General features: G+C 68.2%; 23 protein-coding genes, 1 pseudogene and 1 other annotated feature. Of the genes and pseudogenes, 16 read left to right on the top strand and 8 right to left on the bottom strand.

The genetic code is table 11. The annotated features are described in order from the left end of the window. Positions 1 to 48: 48 nt before the first annotated feature. The 6 genes and pseudogenes from mmsA (at position 49) to ACWPN5_RS07755 (ending at position 7,082) form a co-directional block, all read left to right on the top strand. Positions 49 to 1,632 (top strand): multiple monosaccharide ABC transporter ATP-binding protein, encoded by a 1,584-nt coding sequence (gene mmsA, locus ACWPN5_RS07780; RefSeq protein ID WP_492295096.1) that lies wholly within the window; start codon positions 49 to 51, stop codon positions 1,630 to 1,632. After that, positions 1,629 to 2,840: a multiple monosaccharide ABC transporter permease gene (gene mmsB, locus ACWPN5_RS07775; protein WP_492295095.1), complete on the top strand. Its 1,212-nt coding sequence runs from the start codon at positions 1,629 to 1,631 to the stop codon at positions 2,838 to 2,840. Before mmsA ends, mmsB begins: the two co-directional genes overlap by 4 nt. Before the next feature lie 8 nt (positions 2,841 to 2,848). Beyond that, the gene (locus tag ACWPN5_RS07770; RefSeq protein ID WP_492295094.1) at positions 2,849 to 3,817 is read left to right on the top strand and encodes a Gfo/Idh/MocA family protein; all 969 of its coding nucleotides are present in this window, start codon (positions 2,849 to 2,851) and stop codon (positions 3,815 to 3,817) included. A 111-nt stretch (positions 3,818 to 3,928) separates the two neighbouring features. Further along, positions 3,929 to 4,720 (top strand): annotated as a pseudogene (locus ACWPN5_RS07765) (dihydroxy-acid dehydratase domain-containing protein); the annotation flags it as partial. A gap of 53 nt (positions 4,721 to 4,773) precedes the next feature. After that, a protein-coding gene (locus ACWPN5_RS07760; RefSeq protein WP_492295000.1) for an IS3 family transposase occupies positions 4,774 to 6,005 on the top strand; the annotation gives its coding sequence in 2 pieces (ribosomal slippage) (positions 4,774 to 5,065 and positions 5,065 to 6,005; 1,233 coding nt in all). Continuing rightward, positions 5,058 to 5,174, top strand: a sequence feature (AL1L pseudoknot). It overlaps the preceding gene by 117 nt. 9 nt (positions 6,006 to 6,014) lie before the next feature. Continuing rightward, the gene (locus ACWPN5_RS07755; RefSeq protein ID WP_492296367.1) at positions 6,015 to 7,082 is read left to right on the top strand and encodes a dihydroxy-acid dehydratase domain-containing protein; all 1,068 of its coding nucleotides are present in this window, start codon (positions 6,015 to 6,017) and stop codon (positions 7,080 to 7,082) included. Positions 7,083 to 7,215: 133 nt separating this feature from the next. Here the strand turns inward: ACWPN5_RS07755 and ACWPN5_RS07750 are convergent, their stop codons facing one another. Further along, the gene (locus ACWPN5_RS07750; protein ID WP_492295093.1) at positions 7,216 to 8,061 is read right to left on the bottom strand and encodes a class I SAM-dependent methyltransferase; all 846 of its coding nucleotides are present in this window, start codon (positions 8,059 to 8,061) and stop codon (positions 7,216 to 7,218) included. A 254-nt stretch (positions 8,062 to 8,315) separates the two neighbouring features. Here ACWPN5_RS07750 and ACWPN5_RS07745 point away from each other — a divergent pair, with 254 nt between their 5' ends. The 6 genes from ACWPN5_RS07745 to ACWPN5_RS07720 all read left to right on the top strand — a co-directional run bounded on the left by ACWPN5_RS07745 (position 8,316) and on the right by ACWPN5_RS07720 (position 13,266). Continuing rightward, the gene (locus ACWPN5_RS07745) at positions 8,316 to 9,140 is read left to right on the top strand and encodes a GntR family transcriptional regulator (protein WP_145687314.1); all 825 of its coding nucleotides are present in this window, start codon (positions 8,316 to 8,318) and stop codon (positions 9,138 to 9,140) included. Further along, on the top strand, positions 9,137 to 9,895 hold the full coding sequence (gene kduD, locus ACWPN5_RS07740) for a 2-dehydro-3-deoxy-D-gluconate 5-dehydrogenase KduD (RefSeq protein WP_200479638.1): 759 nt from the start codon (positions 9,137 to 9,139) through the stop codon (positions 9,893 to 9,895). The genes ACWPN5_RS07745 and kduD overlap by 4 nt, the downstream gene beginning before the upstream one ends. A gap of 33 nt (positions 9,896 to 9,928) precedes the next feature. Continuing rightward, positions 9,929 to 10,264: a cupin domain-containing protein gene (locus tag ACWPN5_RS07735; RefSeq protein ID WP_137142896.1), complete on the top strand. Its 336-nt coding sequence runs from the start codon at positions 9,929 to 9,931 to the stop codon at positions 10,262 to 10,264. A gap of 125 nt (positions 10,265 to 10,389) precedes the next feature. Then, positions 10,390 to 11,379: a TRAP transporter substrate-binding protein gene (locus ACWPN5_RS07730; protein ID WP_145687318.1), complete on the top strand. Its 990-nt coding sequence runs from the start codon at positions 10,390 to 10,392 to the stop codon at positions 11,377 to 11,379. Positions 11,380 to 11,473: 94 nt separating this feature from the next. Beyond that, entirely contained in the window at positions 11,474 to 11,992 is a 519-nt protein-coding gene (locus ACWPN5_RS07725) for a TRAP transporter small permease (protein ID WP_492295092.1), read from the top strand. Then, positions 11,983 to 13,266, top strand: a complete 1,284-nt coding sequence (locus ACWPN5_RS07720) for a TRAP transporter large permease (protein ID WP_059399705.1) — start codon at positions 11,983 to 11,985, stop codon at positions 13,264 to 13,266. Before ACWPN5_RS07725 ends, ACWPN5_RS07720 begins: the two co-directional genes overlap by 10 nt. Here the strand turns inward: ACWPN5_RS07720 and ACWPN5_RS07715 are convergent. The 6 genes from ACWPN5_RS07715 to ACWPN5_RS07690 form a co-directional block, all read right to left on the bottom strand. After that, a complete protein-coding gene (locus ACWPN5_RS07715; RefSeq protein WP_492295091.1) occupies positions 13,256 to 14,794 on the bottom strand; it encodes a PepSY-associated TM helix domain-containing protein in 1,539 nt (512 codons plus the stop codon). The genes ACWPN5_RS07720 and ACWPN5_RS07715 overlap by 11 nt on opposite strands. Positions 14,795 to 14,803: 9 nt before the next feature. Continuing rightward, the gene (locus ACWPN5_RS07710; RefSeq protein ID WP_492295090.1) at positions 14,804 to 15,046 is read right to left on the bottom strand and encodes a hypothetical protein; all 243 of its coding nucleotides are present in this window, start codon (positions 15,044 to 15,046) and stop codon (positions 14,804 to 14,806) included. Further along, the gene (locus ACWPN5_RS07705) at positions 15,043 to 15,252 is read right to left on the bottom strand and encodes a hypothetical protein (protein WP_200479079.1); all 210 of its coding nucleotides are present in this window, start codon (positions 15,250 to 15,252) and stop codon (positions 15,043 to 15,045) included. The genes ACWPN5_RS07710 and ACWPN5_RS07705 overlap by 4 nt, the downstream gene beginning before the upstream one ends. Beyond that, on the bottom strand, positions 15,242 to 17,404 hold the full coding sequence (locus ACWPN5_RS07700; RefSeq protein WP_492295089.1) for a TonB-dependent receptor: 2,163 nt from the start codon (positions 17,402 to 17,404) through the stop codon (positions 15,242 to 15,244). Before ACWPN5_RS07700 ends, ACWPN5_RS07705 begins: the two co-directional genes overlap by 11 nt. 453 nt (positions 17,405 to 17,857) lie before the next feature. Then, positions 17,858 to 18,898, bottom strand: a complete 1,041-nt coding sequence (mgrA, locus tag ACWPN5_RS07695; RefSeq protein ID WP_200479081.1) for an L-glyceraldehyde 3-phosphate reductase — start codon at positions 18,896 to 18,898, stop codon at positions 17,858 to 17,860. A gap of 94 nt (positions 18,899 to 18,992) precedes the next feature. Beyond that, positions 18,993 to 19,784, bottom strand: a complete 792-nt coding sequence (locus tag ACWPN5_RS07690) for a GntR family transcriptional regulator (protein WP_145687334.1) — start codon at positions 19,782 to 19,784, stop codon at positions 18,993 to 18,995. Positions 19,785 to 20,045: 261 nt separating this feature from the next. Between ACWPN5_RS07690 and ACWPN5_RS07685 the strand changes: the two genes are divergently transcribed. The 3 genes from ACWPN5_RS07685 (at position 20,046) to ACWPN5_RS07675 (ending at position 23,769) form a co-directional block, all read left to right on the top strand. Next, positions 20,046 to 20,480 (top strand): methylglyoxal synthase, encoded by a 435-nt coding sequence (locus tag ACWPN5_RS07685; protein WP_145687336.1) that lies wholly within the window; start codon positions 20,046 to 20,048, stop codon positions 20,478 to 20,480. A gap of 209 nt (positions 20,481 to 20,689) precedes the next feature. Then, a complete protein-coding gene (uxaC, locus tag ACWPN5_RS07680) occupies positions 20,690 to 22,093 on the top strand; it encodes a glucuronate isomerase (RefSeq protein WP_492295088.1) in 1,404 nt (467 codons plus the stop codon). A 152-nt stretch (positions 22,094 to 22,245) separates the two neighbouring features. Next, on the top strand, positions 22,246 to 23,769 hold the full coding sequence (locus ACWPN5_RS07675; protein WP_145687342.1) for a UxaA family hydrolase: 1,524 nt from the start codon (positions 22,246 to 22,248) through the stop codon (positions 23,767 to 23,769). Between the two features lie 128 nt (positions 23,770 to 23,897). Here ACWPN5_RS07675 and gcvA read toward each other — a convergent pair whose 3' ends face one another. Beyond that, on the bottom strand, positions 23,898 to 24,812 hold the full coding sequence (gcvA, locus tag ACWPN5_RS07670) for a transcriptional regulator GcvA (protein WP_145687344.1): 915 nt from the start codon (positions 24,810 to 24,812) through the stop codon (positions 23,898 to 23,900). Between the two features lie 124 nt (positions 24,813 to 24,936). On the opposite strand from gcvA, the gene ACWPN5_RS07665 reads away from it, so the two are divergent. After that, positions 24,937 to 25,689, top strand: coding sequence for a TSUP family transporter (locus ACWPN5_RS07665; protein ID WP_247888987.1), 753 nt, complete (start codon positions 24,937 to 24,939; stop codon positions 25,687 to 25,689). The last annotated feature ends 315 nt before the right edge of the window (positions 25,690 to 26,004 follow it).

Genomic DNA, 26,004 nt, shown 5'->3' with positions numbered 1-26,004 from the left:
TGCGCCCCGCCACCCGTCTGAGGTTCGATCGGGCGATCGGAGGTGTTCATGGACTCCATCCTGGAGCGGTCCAGTCTGGCGATGCCGATCCTGGAGATGAAGGGCATCACCAAGACGTTTCCCGGCGTGAAGGCGCTGGACGACGTCAACCTGTCGGTCCGCGAGGGCGAGATCCACGCATTGATCGGCGAGAACGGCGCCGGCAAGTCGACGCTGATGAAGGTGCTGAGCGGGGTCTACCCGCAAGGCAGCTTCGACGGCGAGATCCGCTTCCGCGGCCAGCCTCAGGCCTTCCGCGGCATCGCCGACAGCGAGCGGCAAGGCATCATCATCATCCACCAGGAACTCGCCCTGGTTCCCCTGCTGTCGATCACCGAGAACCTGTTCCTCGGCAACGAGCAGGCGAGCCGTGGAGTGATCGACTGGGACGCCGCCACGCTGCGGGCGCGGGAGCTGCTGCGCCTCGTCGGGCTGCACGACCCGCCGGAGACCCTGATCACCGACATCGGCGTCGGCAAGCAGCAGCTCGTGGAGATCGCCAAGGCGCTGTCCAAGGAGGTCAAGCTGCTGATCCTGGACGAGCCGACCGCCAGCCTGAACGAGAGCGACAGCGACGCCCTGCTGGAATTGCTGCTGCAATTCAAGGCGCGCGGCATCGCCTCCATCCTCATCTCGCACAAGCTGAACGAGATCGCCAAGGTCGCCGACCGGGTGACCATCCTGCGCGACGGCACGACGGTGGAGACGCTGGACTGCCGCGAGGCCGTGGTCAGCCAGGACCGCATCATCCGCGGCATGGTCGGGCGCGCCCTGTCCGACCGTTACCCCAAACGGACCACCGTACCCGGCGAGGTGCTGTTCGAGGTGAAGGGGTGGAGCGCCGACCACCCGGCCCATCCCGGCCGGCGCGTCGTCCGCGACGTGAACCTGACCGTCCGCCGCGGCGAGGTGGTGGGCATCGCCGGGCTGATGGGCGCCGGCCGCACCGAGTTCGCGATGAGCCTGTTCGGCCGCTCCTACGGCCGCAACATCCGCGGGCAGGCCTTCCTCGACGGGCGGGAGATCGACGTCTCCACCATCAGCCGGGCCATGGCGAGCGGCCTCGCCTACGCGACGGAGGACCGCAAGCATCTCGGCCTCGTGCTCGACAACGACATCCGCCACAACGTCACGCTGGCGAACCTCAAGGGGGTGGCGAAGCGCTGGGTCATCGACCATGAGCAGGAGGTCCAGGTGGCCGAGGAGTTCCGGCGCCGGCTGCGCATCCGCTGCGCCGACGTGTTCCAGGAGACGGTCAACCTGTCGGGCGGCAACCAGCAGAAGGTCGTGCTCAGCAAGTGGCTGTTCGCCGACCCGCAGGTGCTGATCCTCGACGAGCCGACCCGCGGCATCGACGTCGGCGCCAAGTACGAGATCTACACCATCATCAACCAGCTGGTCGCCGAGGGCCGGGGCGTCGTGCTGATCTCCTCGGAGATGCCGGAGCTGCTGGGCGTCGCCGACCGCATCTATGTGATGAACGCCGGTGAAATGGTCGCCGAGATGCCGGCGACCGAGGCCAGCCAGGAGAAAATCATGGGAGCGATCATGCGCTCCGGCGAGACGCTGATGTCCGGGGAGGCTCTGCCATGAGTGCCGAACTCAACCTTCCGGCGCGCGGCCCGCGGGTGTCCATGGGACGGTTCGTGAAGGCGCACATGCGCGAGTACGGCATGCTGCTGTCGCTGGTCGCCATCGTCCTGTTCTTCCAGTACATGACCGACGGCACGCTGCTGCAGCCGCTGAACCTGACCAACCTCGTGCTGCAGAACAGCTACATCGTCATCATGGCGCTGGGCATGCTGCTGGTGATCGTCGCCGGGCACATCGACCTGTCGGTGGGCTCGGTCGTCGCCCTCATCGGCGCGCTGGCGGCGACGCTGATGGTGCGGCTCCACCTGGACTTCGTCACCACGACGCTGCTGTGCCTGATGGCCGGGGCGGCGATCGGGGCGGTGCAGGGCTTCTGGGTCGCCTATCTGCGCATCCCCTCCTTCATCGTGACTCTGGCCGGCATGCTGGTCTTCCGCGGCCTGTGCCTGATCCTGCTGGCCGGCCAGTCGGTCGGTCCCTTCCCGGTGGAGTTCCAGCGCCTCAGCTCCGGCTTCATCCCGGACGTCCTGGCGGTGGACGCCCTCAACCTGGGCAAGTTCCACCTGACCAGCCTGCTGCTCTGCGCGGCCGTGGCCGCCGCGCTGGTGGCAATGAACACCAGGGCGCGCCTGCGCCGGCAGAGCGTCGCCATCGAGCAGGAGCCGCTGCCGCTGTTCGTGGCGAAGAACGTCGCGCTGGCCGCCGTGCTGATCTATGTCGGGCAGTTGATGGCCTCCTACCGCGGCCTGCCCAACGTGCTGATCATCATGAGCGTGCTGATCGCGCTCTACAGCTTCGTCACCCGCAACACCACGGTGGGGCGGCGCGTCTACGCGCTGGGCGGCAACGAGAAGGCGGCCAAGCTGTCCGGCATCGACACCCGGCGGCTCAGCTTCTACACCTTCGTCAACATGGGGGTGCTGGCGGCGCTGGCCGGGCTGATCTTCGCCGCAAGGCTGAACACCGCCACGCCGAAGGCCGGCGTCTCGTTCGAGCTGGACGTGATCGCCGCCTGCTTCATCGGCGGCGCCTCGGCGTCGGGCGGCGTGGGCCGGGTGACCGGGGCGGTGATCGGCGCCTTCATCATGGGCGTGATGAACAACGGCATGTCGATCCTGGGCATCGGCATCGACTGGCAGCAGGTCATCAAGGGCATGGTGCTGCTCGCCGCCGTCACCATCGACGTCTACAACAAGAACAAGACGTGAGGGCCGTCATGACCCGTTCCACCCCCGCCCCGTTCTCCCTCGGCATCGTCGGCTTCGGCAAGATCGCCCGCGACCAGCATGTCCCGGCCATCGCCGCCACCGGCCTGTTCCGCCTCGCCGCGGTGGTCAGCCCGCACAGCGACCCAGCGGAGGAAACCGGGCTCGGCGACGTGCCGGTCTTCCGCAGCCAGGCGGAGATGCTGGCCGCCCTGCCCGGCCTCGACGCCGTGGCGATCTGCACGCCGCCCGCCGTCCGCCACGCCCTGACGGTGGAGGCGCTGCGCGCCGGCAAGCATGTCCTGATCGAGAAGCCGCCGGCCGCCACCCTCACAGAGCTGCGCCTGCTGCTCGACGCGGCGGACACCGCTGGGCGCACGCTGTTCGCCGCGTGGCACTCCCGCTTCAACGCGGCGGTGGAGGAGACGCGGCGGCGGCTGGCCGGCGCCACCGTCCGTCACGCCGCCATCACCTGGAAGGAGGACGTGCGGCGCTGGCACCCCGGCCAGGACTGGATCTTCGCGGCGGGGGGCTTCGGCGTCTTCGATCCGGGCATCAACGCCCTGTCGATCCTGACCGAGATCCTGCCGGCCCCCGTCGTCGTCCGCGACGCCGAGCTGCGGGTCCCCGCCAACCGCGACACGCCCATCGCCGCGACGCTGAGGATGGAAGGCGTTGCGGGCTCCGCCGTCGGAACGGTCACCGCCGCCTTCGACTTCCTCCAGGAGGGCGAGCAGACCTGGACCATCGCCATCGAGACGGAGAATGGACGGCTCGACCTGACCCACGGCGGGACGCGGCTGAGCGTGAACGGCGTGCCCGTGCTGGCCGAACCCGACGCCGAGTACCAGGGCATCTACCGCCGCTTCCACCATCTGATCGCGGACGCGGCCGGCGACGTCGACGCCCGTCCGCTGCAACTGGTCGCCGACGCCTGTCTGGTCGGGCGCTGGCGCACCGCCGACGCCTTTCACTGGTAAAGCGCCGGGCGCACCGCCCGGCCGACTCCCGACGACGCCCCAAACGAGGCTCCGAACGACCCCGGCGCCGGCCGACCCCGGTCCGCGCCCCCAACCCGAATTGGTGCCGACATGTCCGATACGAAGCCCTCTCCCCAGCACCCGGAAATCGGCTCCGGCCGGCGGCTGCGGTCGCGCGCGTGGTTCGACAACCCCGACAACCCCGACATGACCGCGCTCTATCTGGAGCGTTACCTGAATTTCGGGCTGACGCGGGAAGAGCTGCAGTCGGGCGCGCCGATCATCGGGATCGCCCAGACCGGCTCCGACCTCAGCCCCTGCAACCGGCACCATCTGGTCCTGGCCGAACGGCTGCGCGAGGGCATCCGCACCGCCGGCGGCATCGCCATCGAGTTCCCCGTCCACCCGATCCAGGAGACCGGCAAGCGGCCGACCGCCTCGATCGACCGCAACCTCGCCTATCTCGGCTTGGTCGAGGTGCTGCACGGCTACCCGCTCGACGGGGTGGTGCTGACCATCGGCTGCGACAAGACCACCCCCGCCTGCCTGATGGCGGCGGCCACCGTGAACATCCCGGCCATCGCCCTGTCGGTCGGCCCGATGCTGAACGGCTGGTTCCGCGGCGAGCGCACCGGCTCGGGCACCATCGTGTGGAAAGCGCGCCAGATGATGGCGGCCGGCGAGATCGACTATCAGGGCTTCATCGAGCTGGTGGCGTCGTCGGCCCCCTCGACCGGCTACTGCAACACGATGGGCACGGCCTCCACGATGAACTCGCTGGCCGAGGTGCTGGGCATGCAGCTTCCCGGCTCCGCCGCCATCCCCGCCCCCTACCGCGAGCGCCAGCAGGCCGCCTACGAGACCGGCAAGCGCATCGTCGAGATGGTCCGCGAAGACCTCAAGTGAACCGCGCCGGGTTTCCCAGAGGCCCCGTTTCTTGAGAGACTGGGGTCATCATGACGAAAGCGGCATCACGCAAATACGCTCCTGAAGTCCGCGAACGCGCGGTGCGGATGGTGTTCGAGCACGCGGGGGATCACGCCTCGCAGTGGGCGGCGATCAGTTCGATCGCGGCGAAGATCGGCTGCACGGCGGAGACACTGCGCGGCTGGGTCCGGCAGGCCGAGCGTGACCAGGGCAAGCGGCCGGGGCCGACGACGGACGAACAGGAGCGGATCAAGGCGCTGGAGCGCGAGAACCGGGAACTGCGCCAGGCGAACGAGATCCTGCGCAAGGCGTCGGCCTATTTTGCCCAGGCGGAGCTCGACCGCCCGTTCAAGAAATGATCGCCTTCATCGACGCGCACCGCGCCGTCCACGGGGTCGAGCCGATCTGCAAGGTATTGCCGATCGCCCCGTCCACCTACTACGCCCATGCCGCCCGGACGGTCGATCCGGCCAAGGCGCCGGCCCGCTCGCGAAGCGACGCGGAGCTGAGCGTGGCTATCCGACGGGTCTGGGATGCGAACTTCCAGGTCTATGGGGTACGCAAAGTCTGGCGGCAGTTGCGGCGGGAGGGCCTCGACGTGGCACGCTGCACGGTGGCTCGCCTGATGCGGCGCATGGGGCTGCGGGGCGTTACGCGCGGCAAGGCGGTGCGGACGACGCTCAGCGACCGGGCGACTCCCTGTCCGCTTGACCGGGTGAACCGCCAGTTCCAGGCGCCCCGCCCGAATGCCTTGTGGGTGGCTGATTTTACGTACGTTGCCACATGGCAGGGCTTCGTCTACGTGGCCTTCGTCATCGACACGTTTGCCCGCCGCATCGTGGGCTGGCGGGTGTCGCGCACCGCCCACACCGGCTTCGTGCTGGATGCCCTGGAGCAGGCACTCCACGATCGCCGGCCGGCCAAGGGCAGCGGCCTCATCCACCATAGCGACCGTGGGGCGCAATATGTGGCCATCAAGTACACCGAGCGTCTCACCGACGTCGGCGTCGAGCCCTCCGTGGGCAGCGTCGGCGATTCCTACGACAACGCCTTGGCCGAGACCATCAACGGCCTCTACAAGACCGAGGTGATCCGCCGCCGCGGACCCTGGCGCACCCTGGAAGCCGTCGAGTTCGCCACCCTGGAATGGGTGGACTGGTTCAACCACCGGCGTCTGCTCGAACCCATCGGCAACATTCCCCCCGCTGAGGCCGAAGCGCGCTACTATGCTCAAACCGAGGACGTCGCCATGGCGGCGTGACTCAACCAAATCGGCCTCTGGGAAACCCGGCGCGGTTCAAAGCCCTCCGACATCCTGACCCACGACGCCTTCCTCAACGCCATCGTCGTCAACTCCGCCATCGGCGGCTCGACCAACGCTCCGATCCACATCAACGCCATCGCCAAGCACATCGGCGTGCCGCTGACGGTGGAGGATTGGCAGACCCACGGGCACGACGTGCCGCTGCTGGTCAACCTCCAGCCGGCCGGCGAGTATCTGGGCGAGGACTTCCACCGCGCCGGCGGGGTGCCCGCGGTCGTCGCCCAGCTGATGGGCAAGGGGCTGATCCGCGAGGGGGCGCCCACCGTCAACGGCCGGACCATCGGCGAGAACTGCCGCCACCAGCCGATCCTCGACACGCGGGTGATCCACCCCATCGACGAGCCGCTGATGCCCAACGCCGGCTTCGTGGTGCTGCGTGGCAACCTGTTCGGCGCCGCCATCATGAAGACCAGCGTCATCTCCGACGAGTTCCGCGAACGCTACCTGTCCAACCCCCAGGACCCGGAGGCGTTCGAGGGCAAGGTCGTCGTCTTCGACGGGCCGGAGGACTACCATCACCGCATCGACGACCCCGACCTGGGCATCGACGCCTACACCATCCTGGTCATCCGCGGCACCGGCCCCATCGGCTATCCAGGGGCGGCGGAGGTGGTCAACATGCGGCCCCCCGCCACGCTGATCAAACAGGGTGTCCATTCCCTTCCCTGCATCGGCGACGGCCGCCAGTCCGGCACGTCGGGATCGCCCTCCATCCTCAACGCGTCGCCGGAGGCGGCGGCGGGCGGCGGGCTGGCCCTGCTGCGCAGCGGCGACCGGGTGCGCATCGACCTGCGCCGCGGCAGCGCCGACATCCTGATTTCCGAGGGCGAGCTGGCCGACCGCCGCGCCGCGCTGGAGGCCGCGGGCGGCTACCCGATCCCGCCGTCGCAGACCCCCTGGCAGGAGATCCAGCGCGGCATCGTCGACCAGCTCGACGAGGGCATGGTGCTGAAGCCCGCCGTCAAGTACCAGCGCGTCGCCCAGACCATGGGCATCCCGCGCGACAATCACTGACTCCAGGAGGACCGGAAGTGCGCCATCCCGCCGAACGGACTGGCCAGCGGGATGGCCGGGCGTGCCGCCGAGCGGGTGGAGCGAGGCGCTGTCAAGAGGCGCTCGCACGCAGGCAGAGAGCGCGGGCGACGCTTCATTTGTGTGCTGCCACCCCATACATGAGCGGAATGCTGGGCATCGTCTCCGGCGGCTTCCAGCGCTTGCCGTCAAGCGCACGCATGCCCTCGAAACCGCGCCAACCGTTCGAGTAGGGATACTCGACCAACCGGTCGAGAGTCAGTCCGGCACGGATGAGCGCCGACACCACGTCGCCGATCCCCCAGTAGAACTCAAAACAAGGGTGCGGATTGACGAAGTTCTCAACTCCGGCCTGATAACCGTCAAGAGCCAAGCCGCCGCCCGACTCCGCCACGTAATCGCCGACCCCGGACTCCCTGATGGGCTCGGTTCGGAAGTAATCGTAGTGCGGCTGCCATTGCTCATCGAAAACCATGGCATAGGGGTGAAATTCCACAAGGACGAAGCGTCCCCCCGGCCTGAGCACAGAAGAGATGCCCCGCGCCCATGTGTCGATGTCGGACAGCCAGCAGATGGTTCCATAGGAGGCGAAGACGCGATCGAACGTCCGCCCGTCCCTGGTCGCCCGCTCGAACCATTCGAACAGGTCCTCACGCTCGAAGCGGGCGGGAATGCCGCTTTCATCGGAAAGCCGGGAGGCGAAATCGATGGCCTCGTCGGAGATGTCGACACCGGTCACCCTGGCGCCAAGATTCGCGAGACTCACGCTGTCCTGCCCGGCGTTGCACTGAAGGTGCAGGAGATCCATGCCGGCAATGTCACCAAGCAGAGTCAACTCTTCATCGTAAAGCGTGCTGCCGCCCTTCCGAAAGAAATCGGCCTGATCGCCTTTGTGGCTGTTGTGCGCAACGGTTGCTGCGTTCCAGGACCTGCGATTGGCCTCGTGCATCTCATGCGGCATGGATATCCTCGCAATCTCCGGGCGAACGCCACGCAAACACACACCGGCTCCAGCCGCAACATCGGAACGCCCGGAGGCCGCTTGCGCTGGCGGAACTCTCCGGCATCGCCGCCTCCCCTCCTCCCTGAAAAAATGTTCGCCCCTTCCTCAAAATCGGCTTGCGCGACGCGCTGATATATTAATATGCTCTTTCTCAAGGAACAGCACGGAACGGCCTCGGATGGGGCACGGGCCGGCGCATGGGGAGGACTGCAATGGCTTCGACCTCCAGGCCCGCCCTGGACGCCCAACCGCCCGGAACCGCTCCGGGGACCGTGCCCGGCAAGGCGCCCAAAACCGTTTTGGGAACCGCGAAGGAACCGCGCCTGTCCGCCCGCGCCACGGCCACCGCGGAGATCTACCGGTCGCTGCGCGGGGACATCGTGGCCATGCGGCGCAAGCCGGGGGAGCCCATTGTGGAGAAGCACGTCGCGGAGTCCTTCGGCGTCAGCCGCACACCGGTGCGTGAGGCTCTGCTGCGGCTGGCCGACGACGGGCTGGTCGAGATCTTCCCGCAGTCCGGCACCTTCGTTGCCCGCATCCCGGTCAACGCCCTGCCCGAAGCGGTGGTGATCCGCACCTCGTTGGAATGCACCGCGGTCCGCTACGCCGCCGTCCGTGCCGCGCGCAGCCAGATCGCAGCGCTGCGGGCCAACATCCTGCTCCAACAGGAGACGATGGCGGCGGGCGACCTCGACGGCTTCCACGAGGCGGACGAGGCGTTCCACAGCCTGATTTCCGAGATCGCCGGCTTCCCCGGCCTGTGGAACATGGCCCAGCAGGTGAAGATGCAGGTGGACCGCTACCGCCGCCTGACCCTGCCGGAGCCCGGACGCATCCCGCATGTGCTGGCTGAGCATGGCGGCATCGTCGACGCCATCGCCGCGCGCGACCCGGCCGAGGCGGAGCGGCTGATGACGATCCATCTCGGCGCCCTGCTGGAGTCCGTTCCGAACACCCAGGGGGCCAACCCCTTCTTCTTCTCCGGTGCGCAGCCGGACGACCCGTCGAAGACGAAGAAAGAAAGCACCCCGTCATGACCAACCCCTTCGACCTCACCGGCAAGACCGCCCTGGTCACCGGCGGCAACGGCGGCATCGGGCAAGCCATCGCGGTCGCCCTGGCGCGGGCCGGCGCCGACGTCGCCGTGGCCGGGCGCACCCCGCCGGATGAGACGCGGGCGCTGGTCGAGGGGCTGGGCCGCCGCTTCGCCGCCATCCCCGCCGACCTGTCGAGCATCGCCCCGATCCCCGCACTGATGGAGGAGACGGTCGGTACGCTCGGCGGGCTGGACATCCTGGTCAACAACGCCGGGCTGATCCGCCGCGACGACCCGCTGGACTTCACCGAGGCCGACTGGGACGCGGTGATGGACGTGAACCTGAAGTCGGTCTTCTTCCTCTGCCAGGCCTTCGGGCGCTACGCGCTGGGCAACGGGCGGAAGGGCAAGATCATCAACATCGCGTCCATGCTGTCCTTCCAGGGCGGCATCCGCGTGCCCTCCTACGCGGCGTCGAAGAGCGGCATCGCCGGGATCACCCGGCTGCTCGCCAACGAATGGGCCGGCAAGGGCATCAACGTGAACGCCATCGCGCCGGGCTACGTCGCGACCAGCGTCACCACCGCGCTGCGCGCCGACGAGCGCCGCAACGCCGAAATTCTGGCCCGCATCCCCGCCGGACGCTGGAGCGAGCCCGCCGATATGGGCGGTCCCGCGGTGTTCCTGGCGTCCGATGCGTCCGATTACGTCCACGGCACGATCCTGCCGGTGGATGGCGGCTGGCTCGCCCGCTGACGAGTCGCCGGTAGCAGTAAAGGGAAGACGAGGATGAGCACGGACGTTTTCGTGATCGACGAGGCGGTGGCGTGGCAGGACCTGGGCGCCGGGGTGCGCCGCAAGATCCTCGGCCACAACGACGCCATGATGATGGTGCGCGTGGAGTTCGAGACCGGCGCCATCGGGCCGCAGCACCGCCACCCGCACGTCCAGTGCGCCGTGGTCGAGAAGGGCGCCTTCGACGTCACCATCGAGGGCGTCACCCGGCGGCTGGGCACCGGCGACGGCTACATGGTGCCGTCCAACGCCCTGCACGGCGTCGTGGCGCTGGAGCCGGGAGTCCTGCTCGACATCTTCACACCCCCGCGCGAGGACTTCCTCGCCTGACGGATCACCCCTGACATCACCCGCCGTCCGGCGCGCGGGAACACGCGCCGGACGGCTCCCGGACCCAACCGTCCAAACCAAAGAACCAGCCTGAAGCTGCCGAACAATCGCCAGGAGGACACGCTATGCATCTTTCGACCCGCGGTATCCGCGCCGCCCTTCTCGCCGCCTGCGCGGCCTGCACCCTGCTCGCCACCCCGGTCGTGGCCCGCGATTTCCGCTCTGCGGACATCCACCCGGCCGACTACCCGACCGTCGAGGCCGTGAAGTACGTCGACAAGCTCCTGAAGGAGCGGACCGGCGGCAAGCTCGGCGTGAAGGTCTACCCGAACGGCGCGCTCGGCACCGAGAAGGACACCATCGAGCAGCTGAAGATCGGCGGGCTCGACATGATGCGCATCAACGTGGCGCCGCTGAACAACGTCGTCCCGGAGACGATGGTCACCGCCCTGCCCTTCATCTTCCGCTCCACCGAGCACATGCGCGCCGTGCTGGACGGCCCGATCGGCGACGAGATCCTGGCCGCCATGGAAAGCCAGGGCATGGTCGGCCTCGCCTTCTACGACAGCGGCTCGCGCAGCATGTATTCGGCCGCCAAGCCTTACAAGACGCTGGCCGACATGAAGGGCGCCAAGATCCGCGTCCAGCAGTCCGACCTGTTCGTCGCCATGATCCAGGCGCTGGGCGCCAACGCCACGCCGATGCCCTTCGGCGAGGTCTACACCGCGCTGAAGACCGGCATCGTCGACGCGGCGGAGAACAACTACCCGTCCTACGAGTCCTCGCGCCACTTCGAGGCCGCCAAGTACTTCACCTTGACCGAGCACGCGATGGCGCCGGAAGTGCTGGTCTTCTCCAAGGTCTCGTGGGACCGCCTGTCGAAGGACGACCAGGCCGCCATCCGCAAGGCCGCCAAGGACTCTGTGCCCTACATGCGCAAGCTGTGGGACGAGCGTGAGATGAAGTCCAAGGAAGTCGTCGTGAAGGCCGGCGCCCAGATCGTCGAGGTCGCAAACAAGCAGGAGTTCATCGACGCGATGGCTCCCGTCTACAAGCAGTTCGCGAGCACGCCGAAGCTGGACGGCCTCGTGAAGCGCATCCAGGACACGAAGTAAGCACAGTCGAACGCGGCGCTTCCCTTCGGCGGACCGAAGGGCGGCGCCGCGTCCTTTGAGGGGAGCCGGCGGCATGGAAATCGAGCTGCAAGCAATGGATCACAGCCCCCCGCAGAGCGCGGGCCTGCTGACGCGGGTGAACGCGCGTCTGGCGTGGTCGGGGATGTGCGTGGCGATGGTCGGCCTGATGGCCATCGTCTGTGTGGTGTTCTATCAGGTCTTCGGCCGCTACGTGCTGAACAACTCGCCGACCTGGGCGGAGAGCCTGGCCATCGTGCTGGTCCTCTACGTCACCCTCATCGGCGCCGCCGTCGGCGTCCGCGACGCCGGGCACATCGGCCTGGAATCCTTCCTCGTCATGCTGCCCGACGCCATCCGCCGCAAGGTCGAGATCGTCATCTACGCCCTCGTCGGCGTCTTCGGCGCCTGCATGGCCTACAACGGCTGGGTCCTCGGCACCTCCGTCGCCGCCTACTACATCCCCAACCTGCACGTCTCCGAAGCCGTCCGCTACATCCCGCTCGTGCTCTCCGGCGTCCTGATCGTGCTCTTCGCCATCGAACACGTCGTCGCCATCATCCGCGGCGAGGAGGTCGCGCCGTCATGGAACTGACCATCCTTTCCATCAGCTTCTTCGGCTTCCTCGTCCTGGGCATCCCGGTCGCCTTCGCCATCGGCCTGTCGGCGCTCTGCACCATCCTCTACGAGGGCCTCCCCGTCGCCGTCATCTTCCAGCAGATGATGTCCGGCATGAACGTCTTCTCCTTCCTCGCCATCCCCTTCTTCGTCTTCTCCGGCGAGCTGATGCTCCACGGCGGCGTCGCCGACAAGATCGTCGCCACCGCCAAGAACATGGTCGGCCACATCCGCGGCGGCCTGGGCATGTCCAACGTCGTCGCCTGCACGCTGTTCGGCGGCGTCGCCGGCTCCCCCGTCGCCGACGTCTCGGCCATGGGCGCGGTGATGATCCCGATGATGAAGCGCGAGGGCTACCACGCCGACTACGCCGTCAACGTCACCACCCACGCCGCTCTCGTCGGCGCGCTGATGCCGACCAGCCACAACATGATCATCTACGCCCTGGCCGCCGGCGGCAAAGCCTCCATCGGCGCGCTGATCGCGGCTGGCATCGTCCCCGCCCTGCTGCTGATGGTCTGCAACCTGGGTGCCGCCTACTACGTCGCGGTCAAGCGCGGCTATCCCCCCGGCACCTTCCCCGGCTGGTCCATCCTGGGCCGCTCCTTCGCCGCCGCCGCGCCGGGCCTGCTCATCGTCGTCATCATCCTGGCCGGCATCACGTCGGGCGTCTTCACCGCCACCGAGTCCGCCTCCATCGCGGTGATCTACGCGCTGCTGCTCACCACCTTCGTCTACCGCACGCTGACCTGGGACCATTTCCTGGCGGCGGCCGCCAAGACGGTCAAAACGACCGGCGTGGTCCTGCTGCTGATCGGCGTCTCGACGATGTTCCAGTACATCATGGGGCTGTATCAGGTGGCCGAGATCACCGGCGAGCTGATGGCCGGCATCTCGACCAACCCGCTGGTCATCTTCCTGCTGATCAACATCATCCTGTTCCTGCTCGGCACCTTCATGGACATGGCGAGCACGATCCTGATCTGCACGCCGATCTTCCTGCCCATCGCCATGCAGTACGGCATGGACCCGGTGCAGTTCGGCATCGTCATGCTGATCAACTGCGCGCTCGGCCTCAACACGCCGCCGGTCGGCACCACCCAGTTCATCGGCTGCGCCATCGGCGAGATCTCCGTCGGGCAGGTCATGCGCTCCATCCTCCCCTTCTACGGCGCCCTGTTCGTCACCCTCCTCCTCGTCACCTACGTCCCGGCCTTCTCCCTCTGGCTCCCCCATCTCCTCATGCGCTGAGGCGACGGTCCGCCCGCTCCCGCTCTGGAAGGACGCTTCCCTGCCGCTGTCGCCGGAAGGCGACGGCGGCAAGCCAGGCTCCGATCAGCAGGGCCGTCCCATCCACTACCATCACCGCCGTCACCCCGAACCAGGGTGCGGCCGGAGAGAGCCCCAGCCGCAAAAGCGGCAAACCGGCGTAGGCCAGGGCGAGCATGGGCAGGGCCACCCGCTCCAGCGACGCGCGCCGGCGATCCAGCCAGGGCAGCAGATAAAACAGGATCACCGACGCCGACGCGGCGAACAGAATTCCGCCATGGGTCGCGCCGGTCAGCAGATTGTCGGCCAGCAGCAGCAACGGCAGCAGCAGATAGAGCGCGTTGTTGGCATTGAACAAGCGGCGGGACAGGGTGAGTTGGTCCTGCGGCCGCCGTTCCTCCTTCGCCGCCCGCAACCAGAGCAGCTTCATGCCGGAATCCACGATCCACAGGCACAGAACGCCGAGCAGGCAATAGATCAGCGCCGTGCCGGCACCGCCGAAGCGGGCGTAGTGCAGTGGCCGCAGCGCGCTTTCCACCACGCCCCCCCAGCCGCCGTCACGGGAATCGCGCACGGTGCCGATCGTCCCGTCGGCAAGGCTGCACATGGCGCGCAGGCTGCCGGCCCCCTCGCCCGCCCAGGTGAGCCGTCCACGGGGGATGCCCTCGACCATCAGCCGGTCCCCCTGCCGCTGCAGGCGCCCGATGCGGCTGTCGGGAAAGCGCTCCGCGAAACCGTCGAGGCACAAAGCCAGCCCGTCCGGCACCACGTCGGTCACGCTTCGCCCCGGGGCTGCGGGAGCGTCGCCGTCATCGCTCAGCAGGGCGCGGGCCGCCTGCGGGCTTCCACCGGCCTGCAGCACCGCGTCGAGCGGCTGGCTCGCCACCTTCAGCCCGAGAATGCCGCCGCTCAATCCCATGAGGAACAGGTACGGGATCAGCCAGAAACCAAACCGCTTGTGCGCGTCGCTGAGGTCGATCAGGCGGGACCGGCGGCGCCAGCTCCACGCCTCGGCGATCACCTTGCCGTGGATGAACAGGCCCGTCCCGACGAGCAGGACGATCAGAACGCCCGCCACGCCCATCAGGAAGCGCCCGTAGGGCTTGGGCAGCAGCAGGTCGGTGTGGATGCGGCGGAACAGGGAATCGGCCAGCACGCCGTTCCACGGCGCCATGACGTCGGCGGCGGGATTCACCATCAGGTTCGTCAGCGGCGCCCCCTCCCCGAAGCGGCCTGAAAAAATGAAGAAGTCGCGCAACGGCGTCGGTGCCATCATGGTCCAGTCGAGACCGACGGCGTGGCGCGCCGCCACCGCGCGCAACGCCTCGGCCGCGGTGGGAAGCGGCCGTCCGGCGGCCTCCGCCAGAGCCGGCATCATCCACGGACGCACGAAATCGGCGTAGAACGCCAGCACCCCGGTCCACAGCGACCACGAGATCAACAGGCAGAACAGCAGGCTGATCAGGCGGTGGATCGACAACAGGCGCGCGGAGGCTGACTGGCTGAGCATGAAACTTCCCTAACGGCTGGCGTCCTTGCGGCTGCCCTGCGGCTTGGCAGGCGGCGGACCGGCAATCCACAGCATGCCGAACCATAGGCATGTCCAGACGACGGGCCCGGCCACCATCACGATGTGGACACGATCGACCCCGGCGACCCCGGCCGCGGCGCACAGGCCGGAGACGGCCGCCAGCGACAACGGCAGACCGACCAGCAGGCCGACCAGCGAGACCAGGAGGACGCGGAGGGCATCCCGTGTCATCGCCGCCGCTCCGGCCGGGGCGGCTCGCGCAGGAGGGCGGTCAGCGCGCTGCCGATCAGCCCCGCCTCCATCACCCCGAGCAACAGGCCGGCCTCCCACCCCAGGCTGACGACCGCCAGGACGAGCAGCACGGCCTGGAGCGCCCAGAGGACGCCCCACAGCCGGCGGCGGTCGCGCCGGTCGAGCGGATGCCGCCTAGAAGTCAAAGCTGACGCCGCCATAGACGGTGCGCGGCGCCCCCGCCGACACCCGGTAGGTGCCGCCCGACGCGGTCAGGTAGGACTTGTCGGTGAGGTTCTTGACGCCGAGGTCCAGGCGGACCTTCTTCTCGCCGATCGGGATGTAGTACCAGACGCCGGTGTCGACCAGCGTGTAGCTGCCCAGTTCGAAGCTGTGCTGGGCATCGCCGTAACGGTTGCCGACCAGCGTCACGCCTGCCCCCAGGCCAAGGCCGACCAGCGGGTTCGACGGGTCCTTGAACTCGTAGCTCGACCACAGGCTCGCGTTGTGGGTCGGGACGTTGGTCGGCCGGTTGCCGTCGATGGTCCGGTCGACGCTCTCCAATTCGGCATCGACATAGCCGACGGCGGCGCGGATGTTCCAGCCCTCGACCGGGTTGCCGACCACCGACAGTTCGGCGCCGCGCGACCTTTGGCCCCCGGTCAGCACGGCGACGCCGTTGGACGATTCGACGACGTTGCTCTGCTTGATGTCGAACAGGGCCGCGGTCATGAACAGCCGCTCGCCCATCAGGTTGATCTTGGAGCCGACCTCGTACTGGCGCCCCTTCTCCGCCGGGAAGACCTGGGTGTCGCCGTTGTAGAAATTGTGCGGCTGGAAGGTGTCGGCGTAGTTGGCGAAGAAGGAGACGTCCTCCATCGCCTTCCACATCACCCCGGCGGTCTTGGTCAGGTTGCGGTCGACCGGATAGGAGCCGACCGTGGTGCCGCGGCCCAGCAGATTCTCGACGCGCGCGCTGCCCTTGGAGAGTTCGTAACGGCCGCCCAGCGTCAGGGTCACCGTCGGCAGCAGGGCGATGTCGGCCTGGACGAAGGGACCGAAGTCGGTCTGTTCGACCCGGCGCGCCGTCCGCGCCGTCGGCCGCGCGCTGTTGTCGATCAGCCGCCAGCTCGCCGGGTTGGCCACGGTCCCGCCCACCTGGTCGGCGCCGGTGTAATTGATCCAGCTTTCCTTCTGGCGGCGGTACTCGATGCCCGTCGCGACCTTGACCGGCAGCAGGGCCTCGAACTCGCCCCGGGTCTGCAGCCGGCCGAAGAACGTGTCCAGGTTGCGGTCGTCGTTGCCTTCGACCCGGCGGACCAGCAGCCCGTTCGACTGGATGCTGCGCACCTCGGTGTGGATCTCGTCGGTGCGCTCATGGTTGTAGAACAGCTTGCCTTCGAGCATCCAACGGTCGGACCGCAGCGGGATCGCGACGTCGACCTCGCCCTGATGGTAGGTGGAATCCCGCTTGGTGAAGCCGGCGTCGTAGCGGGTCGAGCGCGCGACGTCGGCGACGGCGCGGCGGCCGCCGCCGGTCGGATAGGTGATGAAGCCGCGGTCGAGCGGCCGCTTGTCCTTGCTGAACTCGTAGCCCATCGTCACGCTGGCTCCGTCGGCGCCGATCCAGCTCAGGGTCGGGGCGAGGAACTGGCGCTGGACCAGCGTGTCGTCACGGAAGCTGTCGCTCGATTCGGCGCTGCCGACGATGCGGTACGCGAAGGACTCCGACAGCGGGCCCGTGCTGTCGAACATGGCCTGCCGCTCGCCATACGAATCGAAATTGGTCTCCAGGTGGTTGCGCGCGGTCCAGCTCGGCTTCTTCGTGGTGATGTTGACCAGACCGCCCGGCGTCATCTGGCCGATGTCGGACACCGGCCCCTTGATGATCTGGATGCTTTCGATCGTGCTGGGATCGATGCGGCTGTTGCTCTTCAAACGCACGCCGTTGCGGTAGACATCGTCACGGCGACGAAAGCCGCGGATGATGTAGTCTTCGCGCGTTCCGCCGTAACCATCGTTGTTCACGACGTTGGGGAAGTACCGGTAAACCTCCTCCATCTCGCGGGCATGCTGGTCCTGCAACAGCTGCTCGGGGATCACGTCGATCGTGCGGGGGATCTCGGTGATGTCGTTGTTCAGCCGGCTGCCGACGTCGGACAGGCGGCTGTCGTAGCGGGCTTGCGGCGTTCCCTCGACCATCAGGGCGTCGAGGACGGCCGGTCCTTCCGCCTTGGGCGGGCTCGCCTCCGGAGCCCTATCCTGGGCCACGGCGTCGCCGGCCAGCATTCCCGGTCCGGCCAGGGCGATCGCCCAAAGCAGGACGGCCCGCGATGCCCCGTGTTTCAATCCGTCCAAGACCGACCCCCGATTCGCCGGGCATGCACGCCCCTGCCCACTCCACGTCTTCATAAAGCCCCCCACAGGCACGCCGCATCGATCGCAGGCATCAAATAATATTAATAGTCATTCTCGTTTTGTGCGCCCAAGACCCCCGGTCGGCGGAGCGGTTATCACCCCACCGGTCCTTGCGCTCATCGGCCTTCACGACTCCGATAAGGGACCAGCTCCCAAAAAGCGGTGCGCGAAGGTTGTTTGTGAACATACACAGGCACGCTCAAATTTTGAAAATGAAAATGATTCTCATTTGCTTTAAGGGCTCGCGCCACGGCTGGGCCGAGGTTGCCCGCACGGCCCCGGATCGGCGACACCGGACACGCCATGCGGCGAAGCGACGTCCCGAGGGTCATGAAAAAGGGCCGCGCCGGGATGCCGGCGCGGCCCTTTTTCATGACGTCTGCCTTCGATGGATCAGCCGGCTTCGGCGTTCGACGAGTTCTGCCACAGGTTCAGACCGCCATCGACGGCGTGGCGGTCGATCTCGGCCAGTTCCTCCGGCGTGAAAGCGGTGTTCTTCAGCGCATCGAGCGAGTTGTCGAGCTGCTCCACATTGCGGGCGCCGATCAGGGCGGAGGTCACCCGCGGGTCGCGCAGCACCCAGGCGATGGCCATCTGGGCCAGCGTCTGGCCGCGCCGTGTGGCGATGGCGTCCAGGGCGCGCACGCGCTCCAGATTCTCCGGCGACAGGAAATGCGCCTTCAGCGTGCCGCCCTTGGCGGCGCGGGCGTCGGTGGGCTGGCCGTTCAGATACTTGGTGGTCAGCATGCCCTGCGCCAGCGGCGAGAAGGCGATGCAGCCGATTCCGGTCTCCTCCAGCGTGTCGAGCAACCCGCCCTCGATCCAGCGGTTCAGCATCGAGTAGGACGGCTGGTGGATCAGGCAGGGCGTTCCCAGCTCCTTGAGGATCGCCGCCGCCCGCCGGGTCATCTCCGGCGAGTAGGAGGAGATGCCGACATAGAGCGCCTTGCCCTGCCGCACGGCGTGGTCGAGCGCCCCCATCGTCTCCTCCAGCGGGGTGCGCGGATCGACGCGGTGCGAGTAGAAGATGTCCACATAGTCGAGCCCCATGCGCGTGAGGCTCTGGTCCAGGCTGGCCGTCAGGTACTTGCGCGAGCCCCAGCTTCCATAGGGGCCAGGCCACATGTCGTAGCCGGCCTTGGTGGAAACGATCATCTCGTCGCGGTGGGCCTTGAAGTCGGTCGCCAGGACGCGCCCGAAATTCTCCTCGGCCGACCCGGGCGGCGGGCCATAGTTGTTGGCGAGGTCGAAATGGGTGACGCCGCGGTCGAAGGCCCGGCGCAGCACGGCGCGCCCGGTCTCGAACACGTCGGTGCCGCCGAAATTCTGCCACAGCCCCAGCGAAATGGCCGGCAGGTCGAGCCCGCTCCGCCCGCTGCGGCGGTAGGTCATGCCCGTGTAGCGGGCCGGATCGGCGCGGTAGAGCGATTGCATCGCGGTCTCCTGGCTGTCTTGCGCGGTGTTGGGAGGAACGTGACTGATATATTAGAAATCAGCCGCAATCCAAAGCCAAGAGCGCACAACGGCGTCAGACCGGCTCGGCCTCGTCCTCCGAGGGGGCGGTGAAGTAGAGCGGGTTGGCCTTCTGCGCGTCGGCGATGGTGACCTGGAGATAGTCCAGATGCAGGTCGATGGCCTTGGCCGCCGCCTCCGGGTCGTTGTTGGCGATGGCCTCAATGATGACCGAATGCTCGGCGATCACGTCCGGCACACGCCCCAGAACCGGCAGGGTCAACAGGCGGTAGCGGTCCACCTGCACCTTCACCTGCTGCGTCAGGTTCCAGAATCCCGGATAGCCGGCGGTTTCCGCCAGCAGCGCGTGGAAGGTCTCGTCGGCCTGGTGGAAGCCTTCGAAATTCTGGGCGGCCTCCATCTCGCGCTGGAGTTCCAGATTGGCGCGCAGCTTGGCGATCTGGCTGCGGGTGGCGCGCTTGGCGGCGTAGCGGACGGTCGCCTCCTCCAGTGCCTTGCGGATGGCGATGGCTTCCGGCAGGGCGCCCAGCGGGATGCGGGAGACGAAGGTGCCCGATTGCGGGAAGATCTCGATCAGCCCCTCGTCCGCCAGACGCAGCACGGCCTCGCGCACCGGGGTGCGGCTGACGCCGTAGTCCTGGGCGATCACCTTCTCGGCGACCGGCTCGCCCGGCTTGCGGCGGAGCGAGACGATCTCGTTGCGCAGGTCGCGGTAGATCGTCGCGGCCACGGTGGTGCCGCGCTGGGCCGGGCGGGCGACCGCCGCCGCCGTGCGGCGCCGGGTCCGCGCCTTGACGCCCGCCGCCTGTTCCGAATCCGCCGTCGATGTCTGCGCCGCCTTTTTCAACACCCGCTCCTGCCAGGACGATTCAAGGGCGCCGGTGCTCCGGGATGCCGGCGCCGAACCCGCTGGTTCACGCCGCAGACGGTCCGCCCTTCATCGCAATATACTAATACCCGGCGCGGTGGGTCAAACGCCTTGGCCCGGCGGGGCGCCCCGGTTCCGCGCCAGTTTGTCCCACCGGGAAGCGCGTTGCACCGTCCGGAAGTATACTAGTATATTGAAAGAAGCTCCACCGCGGAGCGCACAGCCGCAAGGACTTTCACCGTGGACCGCAAACGCATCGCCCTCGTCGCCCACGACGCCCGCAAGCCCGACCTGATCGGCTGGCTCGGCGCCAACATCCGCGCGCTGGAGGGCAACGTCTTCTGGTCCACCGGCACCACCGGACGGCTGGTCCGGGAGGCCCATCCCCAGCTGGACATCACCTCGCTGAAGAGCGGTCCGCTGGGCGGCGACCAGCAGATCGGCGCGATGATCGCGGAGGGCCGGATCGACCTGCTCGTCTTCTTCGTCGACCCGATGACCGCCCAGCCCCACGACGTGGACGTGAAGGCGCTGACCCGCCTCGCCACGCTCTACAACATCCCGATGGCCTGCAACGAGGCGACCGCCGACATGGTGATCTCCTCCCCCCTCTTCACCAGCGGCTACCGCCCGCGGGCTGTGGACTTCGCCGCCCACGATTCGCGCCGCCTCTGACCGGCCCCGCCGAGCCGGCCCCCTTGAATTGCGCGGCGCGCCGACTGAATTGTGGGCGGGACGCACAAAGTCCTTGCATTCGGAACTGATATATTAATATATTCCGACATGCGGGGCGCCACCGGCGCAGCACCACGCGCCGCACCCGAACCACCCATTCAAATGGGCACCGGACCCCCGTCCGGCATCCCTCTTTCCGGAGATGAACGATGCTCCACCCCGACCGCCTCTTCCCCAGCGATCCCACGCAGCGCGACATCGCGCGCCGGCTGTACGCGGAGGTGGGCCACCTGCCGATCATCAGTCCGCACGGCCACACGGACCCGTCCTGGTTCGCCAAGAACGAGGCGTTCCCGAACCCGGCGTCGCTGTTCGTGGTGCCCGACCATTACGCCTTCCGCATGCTCTACAGCCAGGGCGTGGCGTTGGAAGGCCTGGGCGTGCCGCGCACGGACGGCGGGGTGGTGGAGAGCGACCCGCGCAAGATCTGGCGCCAGCTCGCCCAGAACTGGCACCTGTTCCGCGGCACCCCGACGCGGATGTGGCTCGACCACGCCTTTGAGACGGTGTTCGGCGTGACGGAGCGGCTGAGCGGGGCCAGCGCCGACCGCATCTTCGACCAGATCGACGCCTGCCTGCAGAAGCCGGAGTTCCTGCCGCGCGCCCTGTTCGAGCGCTTCAACATCGAGCTGCTGGCGACCACGGAGTCGCCGCTCGACACGCTGGAGCATCACCGCGCCATCCGCGAGAGCGGCTGGAAGGGCCGCGTCATCACCGCCTTCCGCCCGGACCCGGTCGTCGATCCGGAGTTCGAGGGCTTCCAGGCCAATGTGGAAACGCTGGGCGCGCTGTCCGGTGAGAACACCGGCACCTGGGCCGGCTACCTCGCCGCCCTGCGCAACCGCCGCCAGTATTTCAAGGAGGTCGGCGGCGCCACCTCGACCGACCACGGCCACGCCACGGCGACCACCGCGGACCTGTCGGACGCCGACGCCGAGCGGCTCTTCGAAAAGGCGCTGCGCGGCACCATCACGGCGGCCGAGGCGGAGCTCTTCCGCGGCCAGATGCTGACCGAGATGGCCAAGATGAGCCTAGACGACGGGCTGGTCATGCAGATCCACCCCGGCAGCTTCCGCAACCACAACCCGAACCTCTTCGAGCGCTTCGGCCGCGACAAGGGCGCCGACATCCCGACCGGCACCGAGTATGTGCGGGCGCTGAAGCCGCTGCTGGACCGCGTCGGCAACGAGCGCGACCTGACCATCATCCTGTTCACCCTGGACGAGACCAGCTACGCCCGCGAGCTGGCGCCGCTGGCCGGCCATTACCCGGCGCTGCGCGTCGGCCCGGCCTGGTGGTTCCACGACAGCCCCGAGGGAATGCGCCGCTACCGCGAGATGATCACGGAGACGGCCGGCTTCTACAACACGGTCGGCTTCAACGACGACACGCGCGCCTTCTGCTCCATCCCGGCCCGCCACGATGTGGCCCGCCGCGTGGACTGCGCCTTCCTGGCCCGCCTCGTCGCCGAGCACCGGCTGGAGGAGGACGAGGCCGCGGAGGTGGCGGTGGATCTCGCCTACACGCTGGCGAAGAAGGCCTACAAGCTCTGACGTGAAGCCCCTCTCCCCTCCGGGGAGAGGGTGGCGCCAACGGCGCCGGGTGAGGGGGTTGCGCTTTTGCCGGACATCCCGCCACGCGCATCCCCCTCACCCTGCCCCTCTCCCCAGGGGGGAGAGGGAATCTCCATGAGAGGACCATCACCATGGCATCGCTGACCATCCGCCTGCACCCCGCGGACAACGTCGTCGTTGCCGGCGCCGACCTGCCGGAGGGCACCCCCCTGCCCGACACCGACGTCGTCGCCCGGACCACGATCCCCTCCGGCCACAAGGTCGCGGTGCAGGCCATCGCGGTCGGCGAGCCGGTGCGCAAGTACAACCAAGTCATCGGTTTCGCGACCGCCCCCATCGCGCCGGGCGACCATGTCCATGTCCACAACATCGGCATCGGCGACAGCTTCGAGCGCGACTACGCCTTCGGCGCCGACGTCCATCCCACCGACCTCGTGCCGGAGGCGGAGCGCGCCACCTTCCAGGGCATCGTCCGCCCGGACGGGCGCGTGGCGACCCGCAACTACATCGGCATCCTGACCACGGTGAACTGCTCGGCCACCGCCGCGCGGATGATCGCCGACCAGTTCCGCGGCGACGCGCTGGCCGCCTACCCCAACATCGACGGGGTGGTCGCGCTGACCCATTCCTACGGCTGCGGCATGGGCTCGCAGGGCGACGCCATCGACGCGCTGCGCCGGACCATCGCCGGCTACGCCCGCCACCCCAACTTCGCCGCCGTGCTCGTGCTCGGCCTCGGCTGCGAGGTGAACCAGATCGACAAGCTGGTCGAGGTCGAGGGGCTGACCGTCGGCGACACGCTGCAGACGCTGGCGATCCAGGAGAGCGGCGGCACCGCCGCCACCGTGCGGGCGAGCGTGGAGCGCATCCGCGCCCTGCTGCCCCGCGTCAACGACGTGACGCGCGAGACCGTGCCGGCCAGCCACCTGATCCTGGCCCTGCAATGCGGCGGGTCGGACGGCTATTCGGGAATCACCGCCAACCCGGCGCTGGGCCACGCCGTGGACCTGCTGATCCGCAACGGCGGCACCGCGGTGCTGAGCGAGACGCCGGAGGTCTATGGCGCCGAGCATCTGCTGACCCGCCGCGCCGTCAGCCCGGCGGTCGGCGGGGCGCTGGTCGAGCGCATCCGCTGGTGGGAGGACTACACCAGCCGCACCGGCGGCGAGATGAACAACAACCCGTCCCCCGGCAACAAGAAGGGCGGCCTGACCACCATCCTGGAGAAGTCGCTGGGCGCCGTCGCCAAGGCCGGCACGACCAACCTCGTCGAGGTGGTGCGCTACGCCGAGCCGATCACCGGGCCGGGCCTCGTCTTCATGGACACGCCGGGCTACGACCCGGTGTCGGCCACGGGACAGGTGGCGGGCGGCGCCAACGTGCTGTGCTTCACCACGGGCCGTGGCTCCGTCTTCGGCTGCAAGCCGACGCCGTCGCTGAAGCTCGCCACCAACACGGCGCTGTTCCGCAAGATGCCCGACGACATGGACATCGACTGCGGCCCCATCGCCACCGGCGACGCCACCATCGAGGAGGTCGGGCGGGCGATCTTCCAGCTCATCCTCGACACCGCGTCGGGTCGGAAGACCAAGAGCGAGGAGCTGGGCTTCGGCTCCGACGAGTTCACACCCTGGCAGATGGGCGCCGTCATGTGAGCGAAAGGGCTTGCGCTCTGAGTGATATACTAGTATAAGTGTTTTCGTTCGGTTATCCTTTGAAACCCAGTTGGCAGGCCGCACCATGCGCGTGGTTCCGCCGAGTGACGTTTCTCCAAAGTGCGACTTCAGACCGCCGGGGCACGCTCCGGCGGTCTTTTCTTTTCGGGCTCCGGCGATCCGGCGGCGGCGCGCAGCCAGTCGCGGAAAACGGTGAAGCCTGGCTCCCGGTGCCGCGCCGGCCGCGAGACCAGATACCACGCCCGCCCCATCGGCACGGCCAGCGCGAAGGGCGTGACCAGCCGGCCCGCCGCCAGATCGTCGGCGATGTAGAGCCGCGCCCCCAGCGCCACCCCCACCCCGTCCGCCGCCGCCTGCAAGGTCATGGCGTAGCTGCCGAAGGACAGCCCCTTCGCGGCCGGCGGCGTCAGCCCGGCCGAGGCGAACCAGTGCGGCCAGTCGTCCGCCCAGTGCGACACCGAGAGCAGCGTCGCCGACAGCAGATCCTCCGGACGGCGCAGGCTCCGCGCCAGGGCCGGCGCGCAGACCGGCAGCATGTCGGCGGTGAACAGCTCCTCCACCTCGTAGCCCGGCCAATGCCCGTCGCCCAGCAGCAGGGCGCAGGTCCAGTCCTCGCGGATCGGCGCACCGGCGCCGCCGGTGGCGATGCGCACCTCCACGTCGGGGTGGCTCTCGTGGAAGGCCGACAGGCGCGGGATCAGCCAGCGCACCGCAAAGGTGGCGCCCACCCCGAGCGTCAGCACCGGGCCGTCGCGCATGGTGGCGACCCGTTCCACACTGTCCGCGATCGCGTCGAAGGCGCCGGTCAGGCCGGGCTGCAACGCCCGCCCGCGGTCGGTCAGCTCCAGCGCGTTGGCCCGCCGCTCGAACAGCGGGAAGCCCATCCGCTCCTCCAGCAGCCGCACCATGCGGCTGACCGCGGCCTGCGAGACGTTCAGCTCGCCCGCCGCTCCGGTGAAGCTGCCGTGCCGGGCCGCGGCTTCGAACGCCCGCAAGGCGTTCAGCGATGGCAGGCGCCGCATCCGATCCCTCCCTCACGCACCCCAACATTTCCTGGGGGTCAGCATCAGACAATCCCGTTTGCGGCGCAAGCCCGACAGGGCCATCATGCCGTCCACAGCCAAAGAAAACTTTCGGATGAGCGGGATGCTGACGGTTCCCCTGACCCTCGGACTCGGCCTTGCGGCGCTGGTGACCTCGTTCCTGTCGGGCCTGTTCGGCATGGCCGGCGGCATGGTGCTGATGGGGCTGCTGCTGGTGCTGCTGCCGGTGTCCTCGGCGATGCTGCTGCACGGGATCACGCAGATGACCGCCAACGGCTGGCGGGCGTGGCTGTGGCGGCGGCATGTGCAATGGGGCATCGTCGCCCGGTTCCTGCTGGGCGGGGCGGTGGCGGTCGGCGTCTTCACCCTGATCCGCTACGTGCCCGGCAAGGCGGAATCGCTGATCCTGCTGGGGCTGTCGCCCTTCATGGCGATGGCGGTTCCGTCGCACTGGTCGCCGAACGTGTCGCGGCGCGGCCACAGCGCGCTGGCCGGCCTGCTGTGCATGGGGGTGCAGCTGATCGCCGGCATCTCGGGACCGCTGCTCGACGTCTTCTTCGTGAAGTCCAGCCTGTCGCGGCAGAGCGTCGTCGCGACCAAGGCAACGATGCAGGTCTTCGGCCACCTGTTCAAGACGGTCTATTTCGGCTCCCTCGTCGCGGCGTCGGAGGCGGAGGCGCTGGACATCACGGTGACGGCCCTGTGCATCGGCATGGCGGTTCTGGGGACAAACCTGTCGCGCCGCGTGCTCGACGCCATGAGCGACGCCCAGTTCCGCAGCTGGAGCCAGCGTCTGGTCGCCCTGACCGGCACCGTCTATCTCGGCCAGGGCCTGTTCCTGCTGGTGGTGCGGTAGGTTCCGGGGGGTCGACACACTTTAAATTCCCTCTCCCGCCCTGGGAGAGGGAGGGACCCATCGCGAAGCGGTGGGAGGGTGAGGGTAAGGCCAAGGATCAGAAGTCTTGATCCTCGTACGACCCTCACCCGCCCGCTTCGCGGGCACCCTCTCCCGGGGCGGGAGAGGGAAAAACATCCGCACCGGTCTCCGCCTCTTCCGGGTGGAGCGCCGAAATTTTGCGTGCCTGGGTGGTGGTTGACAGGTTCATGACAGGTTCGCCTGCTAAACAGTTGGAGCAACCAACCACCGTTTCCGGAACCTCCACCATGGCGA

This window comes from Azospirillum sp. UENF 211521 (genome assembly GCF_058780535.1).
This window is presented reverse-complemented; position numbering and strand designations above follow the sequence as displayed.

Coding starts and splice junctions, on each gene's coding strand:
- mmsA (WP_492295096.1), top strand. CDS start 49: ATGGACTCCATCCTGGAGCGGTCCAGTCTGGCGATGCCGATCCTGGAG.
- mmsB (WP_492295095.1), top strand. CDS start 1,629: ATGAGTGCCGAACTCAACCTTCCGGCGCGCGGCCCGCGGGTGTCCATG.
- ACWPN5_RS07770 (WP_492295094.1), top strand. CDS start 2,849: ATGACCCGTTCCACCCCCGCCCCGTTCTCCCTCGGCATCGTCGGCTTC.
- ACWPN5_RS07750 (WP_492295093.1), bottom strand. CDS start 8,061: ATGCCGCATGAGATGCACGAGGCCAATCGCAGGTCCTGGAACGCAGCA.
- ACWPN5_RS07745 (WP_145687314.1), top strand. CDS start 8,316: ATGGCTTCGACCTCCAGGCCCGCCCTGGACGCCCAACCGCCCGGAACC.
- kduD (WP_200479638.1), top strand. CDS start 9,137: ATGACCAACCCCTTCGACCTCACCGGCAAGACCGCCCTGGTCACCGGC.
- ACWPN5_RS07735 (WP_137142896.1), top strand. CDS start 9,929: ATGAGCACGGACGTTTTCGTGATCGACGAGGCGGTGGCGTGGCAGGAC.
- ACWPN5_RS07730 (WP_145687318.1), top strand. CDS start 10,390: ATGCATCTTTCGACCCGCGGTATCCGCGCCGCCCTTCTCGCCGCCTGC.
- ACWPN5_RS07725 (WP_492295092.1), top strand. CDS start 11,474: ATGGATCACAGCCCCCCGCAGAGCGCGGGCCTGCTGACGCGGGTGAAC.
- ACWPN5_RS07720 (WP_059399705.1), top strand. CDS start 11,983: ATGGAACTGACCATCCTTTCCATCAGCTTCTTCGGCTTCCTCGTCCTG.
- ACWPN5_RS07715 (WP_492295091.1), bottom strand. CDS start 14,794: ATGCTCAGCCAGTCAGCCTCCGCGCGCCTGTTGTCGATCCACCGCCTG.
- ACWPN5_RS07710 (WP_492295090.1), bottom strand. CDS start 15,046: ATGACACGGGATGCCCTCCGCGTCCTCCTGGTCTCGCTGGTCGGCCTG.
- mgrA (WP_200479081.1), bottom strand. CDS start 18,898: ATGCAATCGCTCTACCGCGCCGATCCGGCCCGCTACACGGGCATGACC.
- uxaC (WP_492295088.1), top strand. CDS start 20,690: ATGCTCCACCCCGACCGCCTCTTCCCCAGCGATCCCACGCAGCGCGAC.
- ACWPN5_RS07675 (WP_145687342.1), top strand. CDS start 22,246: ATGGCATCGCTGACCATCCGCCTGCACCCCGCGGACAACGTCGTCGTT.
- gcvA (WP_145687344.1), bottom strand. CDS start 24,812: ATGCGGCGCCTGCCATCGCTGAACGCCTTGCGGGCGTTCGAAGCCGCG.
- ACWPN5_RS07665 (WP_247888987.1), top strand. CDS start 24,937: ATGCTGACGGTTCCCCTGACCCTCGGACTCGGCCTTGCGGCGCTGGTG.